This window comes from Halapricum desulfuricans (assembly GCF_017094525.1).
In the GTDB taxonomy this organism is placed as follows: Archaea; Halobacteriota; Halobacteria; order Halobacteriales; family Haloarculaceae; genus Halapricum; species Halapricum desulfuricans.
In genome coordinates this window covers 2,050,787-2,067,512 of sequence record NZ_CP064788.1, presented here as the reverse complement: position 1 = coordinate 2,067,512, position 16,726 = coordinate 2,050,787, and the positions used below count along the sequence as shown (strand labels likewise).

13 protein-coding genes and 1 pseudogene are annotated in these 16,726 nt (G+C 55.8%); 9 read left to right on the top strand and 5 right to left on the bottom strand.

Going from position 1 to position 16,726, the window contains the following annotated elements:
* Positions 1-10: 10 nt before the first annotated feature.
* From HSR122_RS10650 to HSR122_RS10635, 4 genes are all read right to left on the bottom strand, one after another.
* The gene (locus tag HSR122_RS10650) at positions 11-2,908 is read right to left on the bottom strand and encodes a DUF1156 domain-containing protein (protein WP_229109772.1); all 2,898 of its coding nucleotides are present in this window, start codon (positions 2,906-2,908) and stop codon (positions 11-13) included.
* A 6-nt stretch (positions 2,909-2,914) separates the two neighbouring features.
* Positions 2,915-3,526, bottom strand: a complete 612-nt coding sequence (locus tag HSR122_RS10645) for a DUF7680 family protein (RefSeq protein ID WP_229109770.1) — start codon at positions 3,524-3,526, stop codon at positions 2,915-2,917.
* Entirely contained in the window at positions 3,523-6,870 is a 3,348-nt protein-coding gene (locus tag HSR122_RS10640) for an ATP-binding protein (RefSeq protein WP_229109768.1), read from the bottom strand. The genes HSR122_RS10645 and HSR122_RS10640 overlap by 4 nt, the downstream gene beginning before the upstream one ends.
* A gap of 395 nt (positions 6,871-7,265) precedes the next feature.
* The gene (locus HSR122_RS10635) at positions 7,266-7,856 is read right to left on the bottom strand and encodes a site-specific integrase (RefSeq protein ID WP_229109765.1); all 591 of its coding nucleotides are present in this window, start codon (positions 7,854-7,856) and stop codon (positions 7,266-7,268) included.
* Positions 7,857-8,252: 396 nt separating this feature from the next.
* Here HSR122_RS10635 and HSR122_RS10630 point away from each other — a divergent pair, with 396 nt between their 5' ends.
* The 3 genes from HSR122_RS10630 to HSR122_RS10620 all read left to right on the top strand — a co-directional run bounded on the left by HSR122_RS10630 (position 8,253) and on the right by HSR122_RS10620 (position 9,671).
* Positions 8,253-8,630, top strand: a complete 378-nt coding sequence (locus HSR122_RS10630) for a hypothetical protein (protein WP_229109763.1) — start codon at positions 8,253-8,255, stop codon at positions 8,628-8,630.
* An 89-nt stretch (positions 8,631-8,719) separates the two neighbouring features.
* Entirely contained in the window at positions 8,720-9,073 is a 354-nt protein-coding gene (locus tag HSR122_RS10625; protein WP_229109761.1) for a hypothetical protein, read from the top strand.
* Entirely contained in the window at positions 9,066-9,671 is a 606-nt protein-coding gene (locus HSR122_RS10620) for a helix-turn-helix domain-containing protein (protein ID WP_229109760.1), read from the top strand. The genes HSR122_RS10625 and HSR122_RS10620 overlap by 8 nt, the downstream gene beginning before the upstream one ends.
* A 319-nt stretch (positions 9,672-9,990) precedes the next feature.
* Here HSR122_RS10620 and HSR122_RS15040 read toward each other — a convergent pair whose 3' ends face one another.
* The gene (locus HSR122_RS15040) at positions 9,991-10,203 is read right to left on the bottom strand and encodes a winged helix-turn-helix transcriptional regulator (RefSeq protein ID WP_394355524.1); all 213 of its coding nucleotides are present in this window, start codon (positions 10,201-10,203) and stop codon (positions 9,991-9,993) included.
* A gap of 451 nt (positions 10,204-10,654) precedes the next feature.
* Here HSR122_RS15040 and HSR122_RS10615 point away from each other — a divergent pair, with 451 nt between their 5' ends.
* The 6 genes and pseudogenes from HSR122_RS10615 (at position 10,655) to HSR122_RS10590 (ending at position 16,649) form a co-directional block, all read left to right on the top strand.
* Positions 10,655-11,020 carry a hypothetical protein gene (locus tag HSR122_RS10615; RefSeq protein WP_229109758.1) on the top strand — a complete coding sequence of 122 codons (366 nt, stop codon included), beginning with the start codon at positions 10,655-10,657 and terminating at the stop codon, positions 11,018-11,020.
* Entirely contained in the window at positions 11,017-11,958 is a 942-nt protein-coding gene (locus tag HSR122_RS10610) for a hypothetical protein (protein WP_229109756.1), read from the top strand. The genes HSR122_RS10615 and HSR122_RS10610 overlap by 4 nt, the downstream gene beginning before the upstream one ends.
* A 202-nt stretch (positions 11,959-12,160) precedes the next feature.
* A complete protein-coding gene (locus tag HSR122_RS10605) occupies positions 12,161-12,826 on the top strand; it encodes a 3'-5' exonuclease family protein (protein ID WP_229109754.1) in 666 nt (221 codons plus the stop codon).
* A gap of 177 nt (positions 12,827-13,003) precedes the next feature.
* Positions 13,004-14,122, top strand: coding sequence for an HNH endonuclease (locus HSR122_RS10600; protein ID WP_229109751.1), 1,119 nt, complete (start codon positions 13,004-13,006; stop codon positions 14,120-14,122).
* A 404-nt stretch (positions 14,123-14,526) separates the two neighbouring features.
* Positions 14,527-15,717 (top strand): hypothetical protein, encoded by a 1,191-nt coding sequence (locus HSR122_RS10595; protein ID WP_229109750.1) that lies wholly within the window; start codon positions 14,527-14,529, stop codon positions 15,715-15,717.
* Between the two features lie 134 nt (positions 15,718-15,851).
* Positions 15,852-16,649: pseudogene (locus HSR122_RS10590) on the top strand (IS5 family transposase).
* Positions 16,650-16,726 lie beyond the last annotated feature (77 nt).

Below are 16,726 nucleotides of genomic sequence, written 5' to 3'. Positions count from 1 at the left end.
GCTTGGGTGGTTACTCGGACGTGTAGTCGTCGGTGATCTTCCCCTGCTTGTCCTCGCTTTCGTCGTCTTCGTCGCGGAAGATGTCGGCGTCGAGGTCCAGATCGAGCATATCGCCGGTCTCGCCGGCAGCAAGGTCTTGTGCGATTTCCCAGTCGTCGTGATCGTGGGGAAGCACGCGGAGGAGGGCTTCCAGCGTGGCTTTGAACTCGGGGTCAGAGCCGCAACTTCGCTGTTCCATCCAGTTCCAGGCTTCCGTCGCGCCCTGCTTGTCGTAGATGTGTAACGCTGCGTGGACCTTGTCTAGGGCTGTTGTGAACGACAAGGCTTCGGGATCGACTGGTTTGCGTGACGAACGGTCTTCGGGCTTCTTGTTCACGTTCTGGACCCGGTCTTCACTGGGCCGGAGGACTACGTCGCCGCTTCGTTTACGCCATAGTCGGTTTGATCGCTTCAGGTCGTCAAGGTCAACACCGACGTTAATCGCGTGTCGGCGAGCTTCGTCGTAGGGGAACCGCTGGGCTTCGAACATAAACCAAGCATGGACGTACCACTCTGTCTGAGGATCCAAATCGTTGATACCTTCGTTGAGGTGTTTGTTGTTCAGGTAGTGCGTTACTGCGTCTCGTGCTTCATCAAGGGCGACCTGCGGTGTTATCTTGTTGCCTTCCTCATCAACGACGGGGTAATATTCGGTGAAGACGCGAAGCGTCGGGCCGAACGAGGCCAAGACCATATCGACCTTAGAGAATTCGGACTCCTGCTCGTCAAGTTCTTCGGCGCGGTCACGGGCAGCCTGCCGGGTCTCTCGCTTTACATCGTCCCAAAGAGTGGGTTGCTCGTCGGTAGTATCTCGCTTTTCGCTACTGAGGAGAATTGTACTCTCGGCGGCGTTCTTGCCAGCCTGATGAAGGCTTAGACGGCTTTCGGTACTAATTGGATGTGTAGATTTGACAGAAAATCCAGCGTTGATGAGTGCCTTGGTAAGAGTATCCCAAGCTTCCGTCTTTTTATGAGTAAACATCAGAGTGAAGATGCCGTCTTCGTCGAGAACGCGATGCATCTCCTCAAATATGTCTGTCATTTTTCCTTCATAGTCCTGCTTAGCCAACTCTCGTTTGGATGTATCACCACTCGCTACATCTTCGAACTTCGCCTGGTTCGCCACAGCTTCGTTGTGTTTCTCGGTTAATTCCTGTTGGAAGAATCCCGGGTAGACATCATCAAGATACTTTTTCAGCCAAACGTAAAAGAAATCAGACAACTCCGAGTACATTACGTTATCATAGTACGGAGGATCAAGAACGATGGCCTCCACTTCTTCGTCGTCAATAGAAAGTTTCGCTGCGTCTTCTTGTAGTACCTTTACAGGGGAACCACTATGGCCTGCTAGGTCTGTCAGTTCTTCATATACTTCGACAATTGAGTCAAGAACCCAATCATACCCTGAACCTTCGCTAAGGAAATTACTCTCTGCAAACGACCACTTAAATGCGAAGTCATGCCTCTCAAAACCATTTCTGATTAGTGCTCGGCTATTATGCCAACTACACATCTTTGAATTGTAATCAAGACCCTTGTCAGCTGCAATAGCGAGATAGGTTACTATCACATCAGTTATTGACTCTGAATATTCCGTCTGGATCTCTGATTTGACCTTTTCAAATGCCTGCCAGTATGTGTAATGAACAAGGAGCTGACGAGGCGAATACATATCCCGCCACTGTGTGAGGCCATAATTTGCAGACCGATCCGCAGGCCCGACAAAACGTTCTTCATTCAATAGGTTAGCCAGGTCAGGATCTTTCTCAACGGTTTCCCTTGCTTTTTCGAAACCTTGTACATCCTCGTCTCTAGGCGCCCGGAAGTGGCGATCACCGTTCTTAGAGAGATTCTCGTAATGGATAGCATACAGTTGATGCCCGAGCCCGTCTGTCTGTGCCTGTTCTTTGATTTCGTCGCCTTCAATTGCTACCTCACAACGTGGACACGTCCCTGATCCTCGTGACACAGTCCCGTCTGTCGGGTTGTAATCCGCCTTCTCGATATCGGTTGGAAGTTCAACAATCTCGAAATTTACCTGATTTGAGTCAGGAGATGTATTCAGCTTTGCAGCAATTCCCTCACTCCCTGAGTCTTTATCTAACCACCAATCCGGCGCCAATGGCACTTCAAGACCGCAATCTGGACAGGTTGCAGTGTGTACCCACAGATATTCAAGTGGTTTCTCGTCAGGGGGCGATGGGAAGTACTCGTCTAGTTCGGACCGTGCTTGCTCGTTGATCCTCTCGCCCCACTTCCGAATGTCATCTGACAAGTTTCCGTCAACCCGAGGATGTTCCAGTACGGCTTTAAGAATCACCGACGCCACCGGATTCAGTTCATTAGCAATTGTAGGGAATTCGTATCGGACGCTCTCGAATGGGATTGAACCTCCGCCAGCGGTCGCATCGAGAATGGTAGGTAGTTCTCCGCCCCACGTTTCTCGGACAGTATCGTGGAGTTCCTCTAATTCGTCACCTTCTGGCAAGTTCTTGTACGACTTCCGGTAGCCGTAGTGTTCGTACACGAACCCGTCGCGGTCGTCTTTCGTTTTCTGCTTCTGTCGAACGTGCTCGGAGATGCTACTCTCGGGATCTTTATTGTCCGGGATAATCCCCATCCACCGAAGGAGCGTATCATCATCGACGGAATCCGGAAGCACAGAGGCGAGAATACCCAGACGGGAGGCCGGGGTTGGCCTCCGAGCCCACCAAACGTGGAGGTAGTTTTGCGGAGGTAGATCGCTGTAGTTGTTCCGTTCGCGCTGAGTCTCGATCCCAACTGTTCGAATCGGAACGTTGTCCTCGATCTTCAACCGTGGCCGGGTCTGTTCGTCAGCTTCGCCGTGATTGGATTCGTTATCGCTCATAGTCGTCTAGTTGATGTGGTCAGTTAGTAGCGTTCGCAGTGCCTTGACGCCGTTTGGGCTGGAAGGAGATCGAGTTTTCGCGTGCCAGTAATAGCATTCCTCAGTACTCATCCGCGCAACACCCCGAACTAACCCGCGCATCCGGTCAACTCGTCGGAGGTCCTTCACCCCGACGAACGCCAGCGCGACTTTCACACCGACGTGCTCCGGGAGAAACACCTCGCCGCCTTCCGTGCTCGACACTGGGCTGTGCTCGATCCCGGCCTCGCCGAGTGCCTCACGGATGACCGACAGTACCGACTGGAGTCGCGATCCTGAGAGCCGGGCGATCTTCACCGCCGCCCAGCCGTCCCACGCCGCACCGCGAGCGTGGACGGTCGGTGGGTCGTCGAACACCTCGTCGAACGCCTCGATCGTTATGCGCCGACCCCGGCGTTCGTGGCGCTCTCGACGTGCGTGGGCCTGCTCTGCGGGAAGCAACTCGTACAACACGACGACCGGCTGGCCCTCGTCCTGGTACCGGCGCAACCCGAACGTCGGCCGCCCACCGTGAACGCTCGTGCCGTCTTCGAATCCCGTCTCCGGCACGGGTGCGTCAGTCGGCGATGGCGTACTCATGTATCGCCCTCCACGTCAGCCGGCCCTTGGGCGTGGACCTGGACCGTGATGTCCGTTCCGTCAAGCTCGTCTCGAAGCGACGCGAGGAGATCGTCACCGTCCAGCGGTTCCGGCACGTCGAAGTTGACCCGGAAGATCAGGTTGACGTTTCGCTGGCCGTCATTATCGGAGAAACTCTCTGGGTGCTGGTTGATGCTGCGGAAGTCTTCGAGATCCCCTCTGAAATCGGCCGTGAACTGCGTCGATCCGTCTCCGTCCTTTGCCCGGTAGTCCATCGACGCGGTCGTCTGCTCGGCGTAGTCGTCAAGCGACCGCTGGGCGAGGAAGAACCCGTGATCGAGGACCGAATCCCCAGCGACTTCGACCTCGACTGTTTCGATTCCTGGCGTCGCATCGTCGGACGCACTGGCCAGCGCATCGTCTCGAACGGATCCGAATGCACGCTTGGCGGCCGCTGTTTTGGATGTCTCTTCCCAAGACGGTTGCGGGCCACCACCGTCCTTGACGCGCTGGCGTTCGGACGCGAGTTCGGACTCCTGCGCTTCTGACTCGTACAGCGCCGCCATAACGACATCACCCTCAGTCAAGTCGTTGAAGTCGCTCACAGTCACCGTCTCGGCGCTAATATCGGAGAACACTACCGTATCGTTGCCCGTATCCACGACGAGATGGCCGCTTGTGGCCGACTCGGTTTCGACGGTCACGTCGAACGATTCGGTATCCTCGTCAAGAGTCTCTTCGATGGAGACACGATACTCCGGTTCACGACACGCGAGGTCTGTGGCGTCGACTAGCGGGTCGATCCCCTCAAAGACAGCGTATTCGTCGCCGATCTTCACATCGGTCGAAGTAATTGACGTTTCTACGTCCGGTGACTCGCTGATGGGATGGTCACAGTGCCACTCGTCCGGTTCTTCATCGCCGGTCCAATATGCCTGCTCACGCTCGCCGTCCCAGTAGGCGTAGCCGGATTCGTCGACCATCCTGGCGACCGTCTTCCGGAGCGGCTTCGTGCTGAACAGGTACGGTAAACCGGGCTTTTTCGCGAACTGAGCAGCCAGTTGCTCGGTGTCCATCCGCGATTTCGTCTGTTGCCAGAGCCGACTCTTGAACCAGACTTCCCCACGGGCAGAGTCGTCGTCTCTGAGGATGCGGTCGTCCAGAGTCGCCTCGACCGCTTCAACCATCGTCGTATCGCCGTTTGCATCGACCGCCGTGATAGAGACGTGTTCGAGGCCGTCCTTGTCCGGATAGTACAGGTGACGGTAGACGTTCCGAACCTGCTCGCCCAGTAACCCCTTGTGCCGGTCGATCCGCTCTCCGAGCTCGTCGAACTGCTCGTCGGTCAGTTGCGCGATCTGGTCGGAGTCTTCGCGCATCCGCTCAAGCCCTTCCAATCGCCGAGCTTTCTCGACGCCGTTCTCGACGAGATCGTGATCGGGCACGAGGAATAGCACGTAGTTCTTGTATGTGCGTGACTGTGTTGGGGCGTTGTGGCTGGACGCTGTTTCATCGTAGAGGGTTTGGACCTTCGACGGGACCTTCTCGCCGCCGTCAGCGACAGTGACCGAATCGAAGTGCATAATCGCAAGCGTCGGCGTCGTGGCGCTATCCGGTACGTCCGCCGGCTCTTCTGGGAACGCTGAATCCGGATTTGCGGTTGGAACCGTTTCGAAACCTCCAGTACCGATCTCCTGGCGTAGTCGTCCTTCGAATCGGTCTCGTGCTTGCGCTCGGGGTGTGTTCTGCGTATACTGGTCGATGATGTAGAGCAGACGCGGCTGGGCTTTGAACTTGATCCGGTCCTCGTCGTAGAGGTAGTAACAGCCGACCTGGTGGTCGCTACCGGTCAGATTCTCTAGCGCATTATCGTAGTGGTCGAACGACACTTCCGGATGAGCGACTGACGCGTACAGCTCTGCCCGCGTCATCCCGGTCGCTTTCTCTCCGACGGCCAGACTGTTCCACAGCACCGACGTGGCGACGTGCGTTCCGAGTGGTGGGAGCCCCTTTTCGCTCCACCGCTTGTCTTCTTGCTGTGCGTGTGCCGATTCGTCGTCAGTGTAGATGTCCGCAGAGACGGCTGAGTCGAGATCAATCGCATCGAAGAGGGTATTGCTTAGCTTCGTTCGGATACTCCCATCTGGTTCGTTGTCAGCCGGGGTTAGATCATAGAGGCGAAGCAGATGTCGGTCGTACGACGTGGGTTTGTGGTTCCAGAGGTAGTAGATAGCACGCGCGAGCAGCCGGAGAGCGTCCCGCGTTTTCTGGAAACCAGGAATTGAGTCGATTTTGTCGGTGAGCGTATTGATCGTCGTCGGGTGGAACGGATAGTTGCGTTCGAGCTTCTCGCGGTATTCCGTGTCGAGAACACCCGGAGGCAGTTGCCGGTCGATCGTGCGGTAGAACTCGTAGAAAGACGTTGCGACAGACTCAGCAACGTCGTCCTCGATGTCATCGAAGAGCCGACGCCGAAGAACGGAGCTGATCTCAGTGTCGCCCGTCGGGGTGATCGTCTGCTGTTGGCGTTGCTCGATGGAGTCGAGATCTTTGATTTCTTGGCGGACGGTCTCAGCTTCGTCAGTGAACGCGGTGTCGGCGATGCTGTAGACGACGGTTACGTCGGTTCGGTTTGACGCTGTCTCCAGCAGCGACTTCATAAAGCTAAGCGTCTGCGTGCTGAGGAGCGTGTTGCCAGTCTCGATACCGGAGGCGTCTTCGAGGTACTGTGCGATCTCGTCGATGAGGATAAGCGCCGGATCGTCTGAAAGATCGAAGAGGCCCTGTAGCGTGCTTTCACCCGGAGAGTCGCGGTTTCGGTCGTATTCTTTGAGGTACTCGTAGCCGTCGTTGCCGTAGAGCTGGTACGCGATCTCGCCCCACATAGTATTCGTGTTCGGGGCGTCAGGATCGTTCGTATCACTCCGGGCGTTTCTGGCGTCGACATACCCACCAACGAAGACGGCTGAACGTGGCGATAACCCGTCTTCGACGGCGTCTTCATACGCCGTTGCTAGCCCCTCGTCTTCGACGTGACGGTCGAGTCCCGTAATCTCACCTGGATTAGAGGCGAGATGGTACGAGGCGATCATATCGTGTGTCTTCCCGCCACCGAAGGTGGTGTCCAGACACAGGATCCCGGCCGAGTACTCGGGTTCTCTACCGGTCGTCGAGAGGAACCGACTCGTGATGGTGCTCAGCAGGGTCTGGAGCCCGTCCGTCGGGTAGGTACTAGCGTAGAATTCGTCTGCGTCTCGATACACCGGCGCGGCGTCTTCTGGATCGAATGCGACCGACGCGAGGTTTGCGGCAAATTGATCTTCCGCAAGCTCTCCGCGTAACACGTCATCACGTGGTTCGCAAGCGTCGAATACTGATGGAGGTGATTGCTGGTGTTTCATTTTATTCCCTCCGCCTTCTGTGGGTGGTTCTTTGACGGTTGAATCGTCCCTCGGATGTTTCCACTGATTCCGATCTGTTGATATCCGATTTAGTATAGTGGCTACTTACGGTTGTAATCATGAATAGATTGCTGGCGGATGCAAGGGAGGCAACTGTCCCTTACAGTCATTATTTCCACACTAGCGATGGCACCAAGATCGACTTAAAGGTTTGCGAGTGACGCAATCTCGACACTGATACCGCCTGAATGAGGAATAGAGATCTACGAGTCGTGGGAGTTGAAATATCGGGTATTCGCTTCTATAGATGGTACACTCGCGTACTGATTGACAGAGGCCTATGCCATCGCTTCTCCAATCCTGGCCTCAGTTGGTTCCGCAAGATACGGTTCAATAGCCGAGTAATCTGACCATCCACCGATACTCATCATAGTCCGGACATCTACCTGGCGCTCGACGAGGTGATATGTCGCCCAAGAGCGTCGCAGATCGTGAGACGAGACCATCCGCCAGCGTGGTTCATCAAGCTCGTCAGCAAGCGTCTGTGCGGCTTCTTTCACCCAACGACGGACAGTGGGCGTGCTCACATCAACCCACGACTCTGACGGGGTGAGATCGCGCTCACGGCTGTATTTGTGGACATCGTCGGCTACCGCGTCGGGCATCCAAGCGTCCCGGAGCTTCCGATTCCCGCCCTTCGTGTTCTTCCCACGCACTTCGAATAGCCATACGTCACCTTTCTCCGAGTACCGGAGGTCATCATCGCCCGGATAGCTCACTTCAGAAGCCCGCAGCCCACATCGTCCCATCAGTTGCATCGCGATCTCTCGTTCCCATCCCTGTTCACCTGCCGTCCGTTCCAGTTGCGTTAGCTCCTCCGGCGACAACCAGCACTTCGGCACGTCCGTTGCGTCGTCGACGCGGACCATAATCGGATATTACTGGGAATCCGTCTAGTTCTTTCGGTTGTCCGGGCCAATTTCGCGGTTAGATTGGGGTTATCGGTTAGTTCGTAATCGAGTTGTGAAACAAGTCGATTATCAACATAAGCGGGCGTGCAAAAGAATTCAGTGTTAAATATATCAATATAATTAATATAAAATATAGCGATTATCCATACGCGATCAGGTAGAATACAGTGATTATGAGGGGCGAAATGGTGGTATTTCTCCCTAAATCAGCGCCAAGCCTATATATGTTTTATATCGTATATGCGGATCATAAGTATGCCTCATATCGTTGTACAGCCGTGGCGAATCGAAGACTCGATTATGGAACTAACTACCACGGATCTTGAATCAACACGGACCCAACAGCTCGGGATTATGGACTACGACGGTGAAATTCGCTCACTTGCACAGGCATTCATCCGGTGTGAGGACTTGACCACACTTAGCGAAGCGATCGACCGCGCGCTACGTATCGAAGTGGCAGCAGTGCTAGATCAAGCTGACATGCCACTGGCGCGTACGAAATTTGACGTAGCCTATACCATCCCACCAGAGAACTGGGTAGCCGAGAACACACCACAGTGTACTGTCGACTCAATTGAACTAGTTGAAGGATCAGACAAACACATCAATGCGGCAACAGCCCCTGTTGTACATACCATACTGAAAGCGATCATTGAAAGGACGGAGTACGAGCAGTTCGACGAGGTGGTTCGAGCGGGGCTGCATCGAGCCATTTCACTGGAAGAATGATATTCTCATATTTCTATATTTAATTAAAATGGATAGTAGTGGTCGGCATTTGCTATACTTTTATGTTACATATAGCATAATAGGGAGCTATGGAAACGCGGACAGTTATGTATGATGACGGAACCGTCGAACATAAGATTACGCCAACCAGGCATACGGACGTACTACCTCACGATCAGTACGTACTATTGACTAACATCGAGAACGACCCCGAAAGAGTGGTTCTGTACGCGACTGAAGATGGTGAAAGGGAATTTAGAACCGCCTTCCGTCGTCGCAACATCCAGTTTACACCACTGACTGAAATTGGGCGTGGGAAGACAGATCGACTTGGCGGCGTCACTCGTTCAGGGGGTGCTACCCTTGACGAAACAATTCGCACGGTCTTGCAGGGGTTTGGCTTTACCCCAGTGCCAGACGGAGAGTGGTGGATCAATGAATGAATACGAATTGCCTGTTGTCCAGTTGTTCGGGAGCGAAACCCGGCGTGATCTTGTTCAGTTTGCACTGACCACAGCAGATCCTGAGCGTCAGTACACTAAAAGCGATCTAAAAGATGCGACTGATCGATCTCATACGACGATCATCAAGGAAATCGGTCGCCAAGACGATGACAAGCTTATGGCTGGTCCGATGGTTCGATTCGGGATCTTCGAGCCAGGGTCACCCGATGCACGGATCGTCCACTACACGATAGGAGACAACTCTATCATTGCTTACCTCCGTAACTGTCCCACTGATATTGAGGAAGTAATCGAGGTTTTCGATACACCGGGACGACAACAACTCATAAGTTTTTTCCTCGATTTGGCGGGTAACGAGTCCCACACAAAGGCCGCCATTGAACGTGGCGCTGACGTGTCCTACCAAACAGTCGTTGATCAAATCACCAATTTGATTGATAGTGGTATCGTTGAAGAGGTCAAAGGACTCCGCGGCCCCGAATACCAGACGGCGGATAAACCGCTGGTCATATGGCTCCGTGAATTGAACAAGCGACTTGTTGAACAGTACAACGACACACCCCGTATTATCAAATAATAATATATTGGTATAATTAGGGAAATCATAGGGGTACAAGTGGATCTTGGCGACGACCAAATACACGACTAGGTGGTGACCAAGGTTGTAGAGCCGATGATTGCCCAAACAGACGAGACGTGAAAAGATCCCTATCCGAGTGAAAGTCGAAGATCTCTTTCCCGAGACTCCATCCCCTCTCCTTATTGTCCTTAAGCAGAGACCAGTCGCCGCCCGCAATTTCTGGAATTTCAGATGCCGGTCTATGTGCTACAAGCGATGTTTCCACCCGACACAATTACACACGCAGAGAGTGCTTCTACGTTCAACGACAGCAATCTCACTCTTCTCTGGGATCCTCTATTAGTGTCCAAAGAGCAGTCGGCTTATGTAGATATTTGATATGATTTGCAGCGTGCAGGCGATCTAGACGTTTTGTCACTGTTGGTCGCGATAATCCTGTGAAATCAACTAAAGCTCCTGTAGTCAGATTTCCCTTTTCAAGAAATTGGTCAATGACTAGATCAGTGTTGTCATCGATTTTGATAGGCATTTGGTTCTATATGTCTCTGCATCTCCCTTATCTCCATCCCTACAAACCGTATTTACTATCTACCTTTACAATCCGTTAAGTTTATAACTGCAGAGAATATAGAGATGATTGAGAGCCTGGCTGTCTAGGGCACGGAACTGAAGTGCGGAAGTGCCCGCGTGCTGCTACACGCAGGCCGGGTTCTCGGGTTGAGAGTACAGAACCCATGAATAGGTCAACACCCCTGACTCAAGAAGGTAGCGACAGACAACTGATTGAAGAGATACACCAAATAACACAAATCCCACTCAGGGAGGAAACCGCAACGTGCCACGTCTGCGGCACGGACCTCCGGGACGGCGCCCGCTGCACCGCAGTTGCCGTCCGGGTGGCCGATCAACCTACCGTCCAGATCGCGCATCTCAAATGCCCGGACTGTCGGCACGAGCCAACAGAACACCTGACTCGGGGTGTGCGCGACCTCATCTTGGACGGCCGCATCGGCACCTGCACTGACCAGGCCACCCAATCGTCGTGGCCGGTGCTGCTGGCACCCCAACTACGCGCGGTAAGCCCGGCCGACACGACCGAGCTGCACCCCGTGCCCGGCGCGACCGTCGTCCGCCAGCCGATCGCGTCCAGCGACCACTACGTGGCCACTGACGACGCGACCGATCGCCACCCTTGGCAGCGCGCGGCCGTACGCACTGACCGAGCCACCCGCGACTACCCGTCCACGGACACTGACACCGACTCTGAGACCGACACCAACTCCACACCGACGGACGTCGGGCACGACACGGCACACGACGAGCCTAGCGGGGGATCACACCGATGACGACCGCCCCGCAGACCCTCGACGAGACACCGCTCGATATCGACATCGAGTGCCCCTACCGGCTCGACGAGATGACGCTGCCCGATCTGTATATTGGCCTGGAGCTCGACGTACTGGCCCCGGCCGACGGCGTCGCCACAGACCACCAGCACGTTCCATCTGATCACCACACGGACGATAACCCGATGGACCAGCTCAGCGGGCAGCTCTCGTCGGCCTCACTGCATCGCTGGCTGCGCTATAGCTGCGAGCAGGTCATCCAGCTGGCTGGCGCGACGGCCTGTCGCCCCGGCGTCTCGACTGGCGACGACAGTCGAGCGGACATCCCCGACCGCGACCTAGAGACGGGATATCACGAGCACGGCACGTGCACCGACGAGCACGATGCCGGCTGCCTCGTCCACGAGCTGTTCGGCGCGCACGACGACCAGTCGGGTAAGTTGTCACGCCGGCCAATCACGGTGGTGACAACGCACCGGGAGGGAGCCATCCCGCACGGCGAGCCCTATCAACAGTCGCGCACGCAGGGTTCCCAGCAGGAGGACGGTCAGCCACGGCACCAAGCTGACCGGGACATCCTCGGCACCATCCGGGAGATGTGGCGGCTCACGCTGAGCGAGTTGAGGCCGGAGTTTGTCGGACTCATCGCCGAAGCGATGTCGTACCTTGACAGCCACAGCGACGAGGTCACCATCCAAGGAGATGACGCACAGACGATCGACGCCGAGATTGTAGACGTCTGGCTGATAAACCCGCTGTATAACAACAACGAAGTGCGCCGGGATATCGATCGCGCCCGCCCATCGACGAAAGCGATGGACACGAAAGACAAACACTGGCGAGAAGATTGCCGCGACGCAGTCACGCAAGCGGTGCAGGCGCGGACGGCCGCCCGTGATGGTGATCTAGGGCTACCCACAGCCGATGAGGAGACATGACCGCGGCTGAGGGTGTACCTGACAGCTGCGAGCGCAGCGACCGCGAATCCGGCGACAGTGGCACTGACGAGCCAGCAGCGGTCCCGCTCTTGGCCGCGGATCACCACCACGGCCATACGAGTCGAGGCCAGGCACGCGAGTCGGCAGCCACACCCCGCGTCGCATCGCGGACGGCGACGACGTGGGCTGGAGGTGCGCGCCAATGACGCAGTTGACCCAGCGGGCGTTCGATATCGAGACGACAGGCTTCAACGCGTCGGATGCGGTGACAGTCGTCGGCGTCGAGCGTGACTTGGGCTATCAGCTGTTCGCCCAGACGGCCAGCCACCCGACCGGCGATATCGCGACGGCCGTCCAAGATACGACCGACGAACACGTCCGAGTCGCAACCTATCGGACGGAAGCCAAGCTGCTGACCGCCGTCGCGACGTACGTCCGTGAGCAGCTTTCGCCGGTAGATGTCCTACTCGTCGCGTACAATGGCGAGACCTGGCAGGGCGGGTTTGACCTACCCTTCCTCAGGACGCGGCTAGCTGCTCACGGGATCGCCTGGCCATTCGTAGATGTCCCGTATGCCGACCTGTTGCCCCTCATCCAGCGGCTGTTCAACACGACTGTCGATGGCGACGCGGACGCTGATCTCGTCACCGCCTACGACGTGCTCTGTGATGGTGACGCCGGCGCGTATGATCCCTTCGACGAGAGCAGTGAGGCGGTAACAGCCTTCGAGACCGGACACTATACAGATGTCGTCATGCACAATCTGGCGGACATCCTGCGGACGGAAGCGCTGAGCACGCTCGCCCAGCGGTACTGCAGCAAGTCCGATTTCGACCTGAAGTCGCTGACGCCAACGATCGATGAGTGAGACAGCCACCCCAATAGCGGGACGGCTAGCGCGATGGAGAGCTGGTCAGAACAGCCGAGCCGTCGCGGCGGACGCCATACGCCAGTCACGGCCGGCCCGGGTATGGCGCAGCCGTCCCGCCCACCGTCGAGACGCATCGCATACGAACGAACACTGCCGTGCAGACTCCACTAAGATATGAGTGACACCAAAGCACTAGCCGACGACGACTCGACAGACAATTATCCAAGCGACGACACCGCTCGCGGCCGTTCCGACGCCGAGACGGTTAATGCGGAGACACGCAAACAGATGCTAGAGGCGTACAATTACCGCTGTCAGAACTGTGGGACGTACGGCCCGCAGAACGGCGGGATGGCGACGCTCCAGGTCCATCATCTCGATCGCGATCCCGACCAGGTGGACGTCCACGACCCGGCGAACCTGACGGTCCTCTGTCACGCGTGTCATACCTGGTATCACCAGCAGCCCGAGCCCGAGACGCTGCCGGTTGAGCTCACTGCAGCCGACGAGCGTGAGATGCTGCCCCAGGATCGTGAGATACTGCAATTGCTCGCCGCGAACGGGCCGCTGCGGACGGGTGATATCGCCGACCGGTTGTCAGTCGATCAGTCGACGGTGTCGATCCGCGACCGACTCTGGCAGCTGATGGGGTTGGACAAAGTCGTCGAGGGGCGCGAGCACCCGCTCGTCGATAAGGACATCGAGACTGGCAAGTGGGGCCTTCCCGAGCAGATCGAGCATTCGGCACGCGGACACATTCCGAGCGAGACCAAAGCCCTCCTCCAGCGGATGGAAGACGAGCTGGTTCGGCAAGCGTTAGAGCGGGGGTGCAATCAAGAGACGGTCGCCGAGGTATTCGATGTCACGCGACGCACGGTGGCCACCAAGGAAAAACGAGCCCGCGCCTACGACTTTCCGATAGATGCGTTCCGCGATGGTGGTCGGCCGCCGAAAAGCCAGCCCACCGACGAGCGTCTCCAGCACAATCGCAGCGACAACGCGACGATGGGTGACAGTGCCGCGGGAGCCGACACAGCGGCTACAGCAAGCGGCGAAGTCGAGAGCGAACCCGAAGACGAGAGTGATGATATAGATGCGGCCGCTGATGGCGACGCGGACGCTCCCGTCGAAACCTGGACCAGGCACCACAGTGCGTCCGACCCAGTTAATGGGGATCCGGACATCGCGTCGATGGTGGCGGAATTGGATCCTGATGAGCTCCACGAGCAGTTGCCGGAGAGTATCTCGCCCGTGCAGCTGCTCACTGCGGTCCTGACGGCGTCGCGTTCGTAGCGCGCGCGGTCATACGTCGGCGACGGCACCCGGCCGCGATCATCCCGCCTGCTCCCCCTCAATGTCGGTCGATTTGAGTTCGACCTTTATCATTCACGTACGACTTTGCTGAGCTGTTCGATGGTGTCCTTTGGGGCTGGTACCGAGACAAGTTCGGCAGCCCTCCGACTATGAGTTCCGATTCTTAGATATTATGCACAGGAGGTCCGGTCGTTCATCACGCAGCAGAGGGGTAGCTACGGCCTCAGAGAACCGAGCAAAAACAGGTTTCCACCTAAGAAAATTACTATGAGGCTAAGTTCAGCTGAGACAGAAGTAATAGAATAAAAGTATGAATTATGATATATTAGACCAATATACTTAATTCGTTCTAACCTATACTCACATGTGGGGTTAGCAAGACAATGTCGGAACTCAAAATCGGCGGCTCAAAGATAACGGTCGAACTGAACGGAAACACCATCGAAGCCAAAGCGAATACCGGTAACAAGCAATGGGTTTCAGTCATCACCGAGACGCACGAATGCGACGGATGCGGCGATGAGTTTGACACCGAACACGGCCTCGCAACGCACGAAGGGCTCACTCACAGCAACGATGGACCATCATCTACCGACGAGAGTGACGGACACACGGCGGAAGTAGTTGCCGATGGTGGCACAGAAGAAATCCGCGATTTAAGAGATGTCCGAAACAGTGACGATGAGGTTCGACGCTACAGTGCTGACGGGCACCTTTACGCCTACCGCGAAGGCGATGAGCATGTGATTGTCGCTCGGGGTGACGAACCTCGGATGCGATGGACGAAGCGCGTCCCAGCTGAACGAGGGGCGGTGCTGGAAGGTGAGCAACTGTGGACGATTCCGGACAATTGGGAGAAGCGGGCGACCATCAAAGGCGAGGCAGAAGCGCGGTACGGTATCTATAACATCCCAGAAACTGATGTTGATGTACTGGCGACGATCCCGAACAATAACTACCTCGTTGATGCGTGGTACGGCATCGAAAATGTCGGGCAACTTGAGGTAACTTACGACGACAGAATCGAATGGGATAAACTTGAACAGACTATCGAGAATGTAAAAGAGATCGACGAGGTTGGCGACGATGTCGTTGACGCGCTTAAATCACTCCACCGTCGGAAGGACCATTTTGAGCGGAAGTTCGCTGAGGACATCAACCTACACGCTCAGGAAGCGGTCTTTGGTGGCTCATTGACGCACGAACCGATCTCACTCGAAGGGTGGACGCTTGATCCGTGGCTCGACACTGCCGACAACGACTACCTAATCGGCCGGTTCCTCGATGTCGAAGACGAGACGTTAGACGGCGTTATGACTGAGCTGAAAGAGGCACGGATTATCCCACCGTATCCAGAGGTGAGGGTGGATGTTGATAGTGATGTGTCGATGCCTGATGGGTACGAAATCCGCGCAATCTGTGAAGCTGGAGCATCCGGTGCCGAAGCTGTCGATTACATTATGACCGAACAGTTTGATGCGATGAATCAAACTGAATGGGCTGACATCCGTGGTAAAACTCCGAGCGCAATCTCGAAGAACGTCGGTAACGCGGAAGATGAGCTGTTGAAATAATTGAAACAATATTCGGAGCGACAAACTGCTTTTATATAAGCGAACAATACAGCTACAGTCTCTGGTGAATCGCTGGAAGGCGTCGTTTTCGACCGTTAGAACTAGGAGTATGAGGCGGGAAACCGCCGATGTCTATGTCGAAGATTTCCTTCTTCACGAAGAAAGCGGTTCAGTTAGCTAAAATGCCGTCGGTGGCCGAGGCGAAGTCGCCGATTATGCTGTCGTATCGCTCCACTGTCTTCGGGTTTGCTTGGAGAAGCCCTACCGAGAGGCGTTGGATCTGCTGAGCGAGATACCACATATACTGGGGAAATCGGCCTTAACGCGGCCGATCTCCCGCACCACTCGACGTTAGTGAAGTGGTTTGATAGAATCAAGACAGCACTCTGGCGAGTGCTGCTGCGCCTCTCGGCGCAGTTTCACGACCCGAGCGGCCACGCTGCGATCGACGCGACGTTCTTTGACCGCAAAAACGCCAGCAAACACTACTACCAACGGACGAATTGCCGCGTCCAGACGCTCAAAGCGACAGCTCTCGTCGATACAGAAAGCCAAGCAATTCTGGACGTTCACTGTACGAGCGAGAAACGCCACGACACACAGCTCGGCTGGCAGGTCGCCCGCCGCACGCGGGCGACCTCGCCAGCCTCGCTGCGGACAAAGGCTACGACTGGATGGAGTCACGCGAAAAACTCCGCGAAGAAGGCGTAAGATCGCTAATCAAGCATCGAAAGTTCCGGCCCATCGATCACGCGCACAACGCGTGGATCAATGGGTCTCGATACCGCCAACGAGCGATGTGTGAAACCGTCTTCTCGACGATCAAGCGCACGCTCGGCGACGCCGTGCGTGCTTGATCATGGTACGGTGAATTTCGAGAAATCGTTCTGATGTGTGTAGTTCACAACATCAACCAGGCAGTGAAACAATGAAATCAAGCTACGTCTGGCGATTCACTACGGCCGTTCTGCACCACCTCAGCTGGCGTCGATCTATCCAACGCTTGATT

Excerpts from the sequence above, each read along its gene's own strand:
- HSR122_RS10650 (WP_229109772.1), bottom strand. The coding sequence starts at position 2,908 with ATGAGCGATAACGAATCCAATCACGGCGAAGCTGACGAACAGACCCGG.
- HSR122_RS10645 (WP_229109770.1), bottom strand. The coding sequence starts at position 3,526 with ATGAGTACGCCATCGCCGACTGACGCACCCGTGCCGGAGACGGGATTC.
- HSR122_RS10635 (WP_229109765.1), bottom strand. The coding sequence starts at position 7,856 with ATGGTCCGCGTCGACGACGCAACGGACGTGCCGAAGTGCTGGTTGTCG.
- HSR122_RS10630 (WP_229109763.1), top strand. The coding sequence starts at position 8,253 with ATGGACTACGACGGTGAAATTCGCTCACTTGCACAGGCATTCATCCGG.
- HSR122_RS10625 (WP_229109761.1), top strand. The coding sequence starts at position 8,720 with ATGGAAACGCGGACAGTTATGTATGATGACGGAACCGTCGAACATAAG.
- HSR122_RS10620 (WP_229109760.1), top strand. The coding sequence starts at position 9,066 with ATGAATGAATACGAATTGCCTGTTGTCCAGTTGTTCGGGAGCGAAACC.
- HSR122_RS15040 (WP_394355524.1), bottom strand. The coding sequence starts at position 10,203 with ATGCCTATCAAAATCGATGACAACACTGATCTAGTCATTGACCAATTT.
- HSR122_RS10610 (WP_229109756.1), top strand. The coding sequence starts at position 11,017 with ATGACGACCGCCCCGCAGACCCTCGACGAGACACCGCTCGATATCGAC.
- HSR122_RS10605 (WP_229109754.1), top strand. The coding sequence starts at position 12,161 with ATGACGCAGTTGACCCAGCGGGCGTTCGATATCGAGACGACAGGCTTC.
- HSR122_RS10600 (WP_229109751.1), top strand. The coding sequence starts at position 13,004 with ATGAGTGACACCAAAGCACTAGCCGACGACGACTCGACAGACAATTAT.
- HSR122_RS10595 (WP_229109750.1), top strand. The coding sequence starts at position 14,527 with ATGTCGGAACTCAAAATCGGCGGCTCAAAGATAACGGTCGAACTGAAC.